The organism is Paracraurococcus ruber (assembly GCF_004353985.1).
In the GTDB taxonomy this organism is placed as follows: Bacteria; Pseudomonadota; Alphaproteobacteria; order Acetobacterales; family Acetobacteraceae; genus Paracraurococcus; species Paracraurococcus ruber.
Window position 1 is genome coordinate 1 of sequence record NZ_SMOA01000414.1, and the last position, 3,416, is coordinate 3,416.

At 53.2% G+C, this 3,416-nt stretch carries 3 protein-coding genes; 2 read left to right on the forward strand and 1 reads right to left on the reverse strand.

Annotation, left to right across the window (positions count from 1 at the left end):
• Window positions 1-130: 130 nt before the first annotated feature.
• Complete coding sequence (locus E2C05_RS29985) at window positions 131-610, reverse strand: DUF6398 domain-containing protein (RefSeq protein WP_240046954.1); 480 nt, start codon at window positions 608-610, stop codon at window positions 131-133.
• A 189-nt stretch (window positions 611-799) separates the two neighbouring features.
• Between E2C05_RS29985 and E2C05_RS29990 the strand changes: the two genes are divergently transcribed.
• Together E2C05_RS29990 and E2C05_RS29995 are read left to right on the forward strand one after the other, a co-directional pair.
• Complete coding sequence (locus E2C05_RS29990; RefSeq protein ID WP_133223276.1) at window positions 800-2,041, forward strand: hypothetical protein; 1,242 nt, start codon at window positions 800-802, stop codon at window positions 2,039-2,041.
• A 484-nt stretch (window positions 2,042-2,525) separates the two neighbouring features.
• Window positions 2,526-3,143 (forward strand): hypothetical protein, encoded by a 618-nt coding sequence (locus E2C05_RS29995; protein ID WP_133223277.1) that lies wholly within the window; start codon window positions 2,526-2,528, stop codon window positions 3,141-3,143.
• Window positions 3,144-3,416 lie beyond the last annotated feature (273 nt).

Below are 3,416 nucleotides of genomic sequence, written 5' to 3' on the forward strand. Positions count from 1 at the left end.
GGCCGCGTTAACGCGTTTCGGACTTGGCGGCAGGAGACCCGCGTCCAGCTACCGGCGTGAATGCCAGGGCCGCCCTGTCGCCGCTCCAACGCGACCTATCCCTGAACAACTTGGCAATGCCCTCTGTAGTCTATTCTCGATCCGCCGGAATGTAGGGAATCATACCTTTATCGTAGGCGATCATCTGCACCTCGCGCGACATGTCGCGTAGGTCGACCAGCATGCCGTTGACCTCGGCCATCCACACCAGCGGGTTGCGGTCGATGAAGCTCCGCAGCATCCAGGTCGGGTCCATCCGGTTCGTGCGCAGCGCGTCCGAGATAACCTTGGCTTTGGCGCTCGCCGTGCTCTCGCCGACGCCAAAGGCGACACAAACTTCGACCATGGGCATATGAGGCTTGCTCGCCTTGTCCGAAAGAAAGTTGAGCTGCCCCAAGACGTAGATGATGCTGCAGGCCCAGGTTCGCGGTTGCCCAGAGGCCAAGGGGCTCGGGCGCTTGTGGCAGAGGGCCACCGCCATGGCCCGAGCGAGGTCGCAGTATTCCTCGTTCAGGTGGTCGCGGCAGAACGCGTCCGTGAGCGCGACCACGGCATCGTAGGTCGCCTGCATGGCCTTGGGGACCGAAGTCGAACGAGATGAAGCCACCACGGGAACCTCATGTTGGGATGGGGTTCCAGGCGCGGGAAGTAACCTTGCCGGAACGCCCGCAAGTGGCGCGTCTGGTGGCAAAGAACCGCCTTGGGCGGGAAACGGCCTCTCAGCGATCCAGACACACTCGCCGGGGCGTATCCCGGCAGAATGGACATTGCGGAAAACCATGGCCTAGGCTTGGCGAAGGCTAGCCGGCTGACAAGTGCAAGCCACCATGCTGGAGGCGTAAATTCGGCCGATAGAGGAGATACGGCCATGGGTCTGCGACGAGAGGTTGGTTCCGAGATCTCAGCAGATACTGGTTTGGACCAGACGGACCAGACAGACGAAGGCTTGCTACTAGTTCCACCAACACAAAATACGAAACCATCTGCAATAACTGGATTGCTACAACCCGACAGTTGGCCTACTCCCAAGTGGTGTAGCGAAAGCGATGCAGTTAAACATATGAAAATATACGATCGACAGTTTCTTTTCCAGCTCAGAACGCGATATATGGAAATAGAAACGGATTTTCGCTCAGTGCTTGGAAACGCTCCGGATACTGTAAACGTAATTGTGGATGTAGTTACTGCAACACGAATAGTAGAGCTGCTTCACACTTCACGAAAAGGATTAGAGGTAAGCAATATAGACTTATCTGTTATATCCAATCTATTAGATCTCGCTGAAAGATTGATGGTGTGGCTCTACCCTGAATGGATTGCTAGAGCAAAAATGGAAGGTCTCCTCCTAAAACTCGATTCTATTCCCTTCGAACAGAAGAACGCCCTCAAGGATCGAATTTTGAGATTGTCGAAGTCGGAGCGCGAATCTTACCCGGGAGAGATAAGATCAGTTCTGGATGATGCTATCGGAATATTTAACTCCAAAATGGTGGAAGACAGGGTTGGGCGAGGTTTGCAACTCAGCCGCCTCCGTGCACTTACATTATGGGGAGTATTCATATTAGTGCTATTTCTGGCCGTGACTCCAATATCCTTGAGAGTTGCAGACGTTAACGCGTGGCCGTCATCTATTGTGTTTTCTAACACCAGCTTTGCATTTTTGGTATGGATGAATGGCATTGCCGTGATGTCTTTTGGTGCAATGGGAGGCTTCCTCAGCGGGTTACTCCACGCAAGAAGCACGCGTATCACTTTAATCGAGTATTTTGAAAGTATGGTCAAATTGCTACTCAGGCCACTAGTCGGCTCTCTGGTCGCTTTGGTTTTATACACTATTCTGTCTTGGAAAGTGCTCCCCGGAATAGATATTGTTAACCCAGGGTCGTATTTTCTTGTCGCTTTTCTATCTGGGTTCTCCGAAAGGTATTTCTTGCGAATGCTCAAGACCGAGCCAGAAGGCACAGATGAACAAATCACTAATAAAATTCCACAGCGCGGATAAATGTCCGCTACCCAACTCCGGTGTGCATGGTCCGTTTTGGGTCGAATCCGGCGGTCTATTTGGCATCGGCTGCCGTCATCAGTAGCGTGCGGGCCATGGCCGGAGCAGGTCGCGGGGCAGGGCTGTTCAACGCTCTCCACCAGCCTGACCTCGCCCGCTGATGTGCTCAGGTTGAACCCCGCGCCAGCAGGCCGCAGAGGCATGGCCCGTTAGTTGAAGTTTCGTGTTTGCACAGGCGCACATGGAAGGAGGTCAAGAGCGTTGAGCAGCCCTGATGCTGCTGGCGATCACCGTGGCCGCCTATCTGATCCGGAGCGATGCACTGTTCCTGTATCTGGACGAGTAGCTTTATCGCAAGCCAGACGGCACCGTCACAATCGTTGCGTGGGCCCCGGCACAGCGCTGGAGGGCTTAGCCAGATAGAGCTTGTTCGGCCTGTTCGAAAATCGCGATAATAGAGTGGCTTATTTGGGAGCTAGAATAAATGAGCTTACAACCAATAGAGCGAGCAAAAACAAGCTGGGATCCGTTTCGGCGGTTTGGACAATATTGGTCAGAATCGGTACTTACTTCCGGAGGATTTCTATATGCCGTTGTGCTTGCATGGAGTGTTGAGTTTATATTTTGTGTATCCGCTTCTCAAGACTTGAAAAGCGCTGTCGCTAATTTTTGTATACTTTGGTTTGTGTCCGGTGCTGCTTTTTTCACAGGCACGATATGCGGTATTCTATTTGGGCTCCCAAGATCTCAGTTTGTAGTTGCGCGAGATGCTGTTGTCTCTGATAAAACGACGCCCAATCCAGCCATCAACACTACGCGCTATCGCGCAAACACAAACTTTGAAGATGTTTCTGACTGGCTCTCTAAAATAGTTGTTGGATTAGGAATAGCGCAGTTTCCTAAGCTCATTGAATTCTTCGTATCAGTTGGAGATAGCGTCGGGCCCGAGCTAAGTGTTGGGAAAGGTGCAAGCGCGATTGTCTCATCTTCTTTGATATATGGCTTGGTATGTGGATTTCTTTATTATTATGTGTGGGCACGCAGTACTTTACAGAAGCTACTGGAGCAGGGCGAGACCGGCGGGGTTCCAGTCCAACAATGACGAAGGGGGCCGAAGCCCCCTTGCCCCTCAGCTCACCCCAGGACCGTTCAACGCTCTCGACCGCACTCGCTCGGCGCCTCAGAACACGCTGAATTTCAACCAAGGGGCGATGATTCTGCGGCCCGCTTCGCAGGTTTCAACCTGAGCACCTCAGAGTCCTCTCTGATTGGGGTTAGGGGGTCAAGCTGTTCCTCTCGCCTCAAGTCATTCCCGTAGGTCACTCGCTTCTCTTCGCGGTCGGCGCGTGGCCGCCGCAGGATGGGGTCAGGAGGG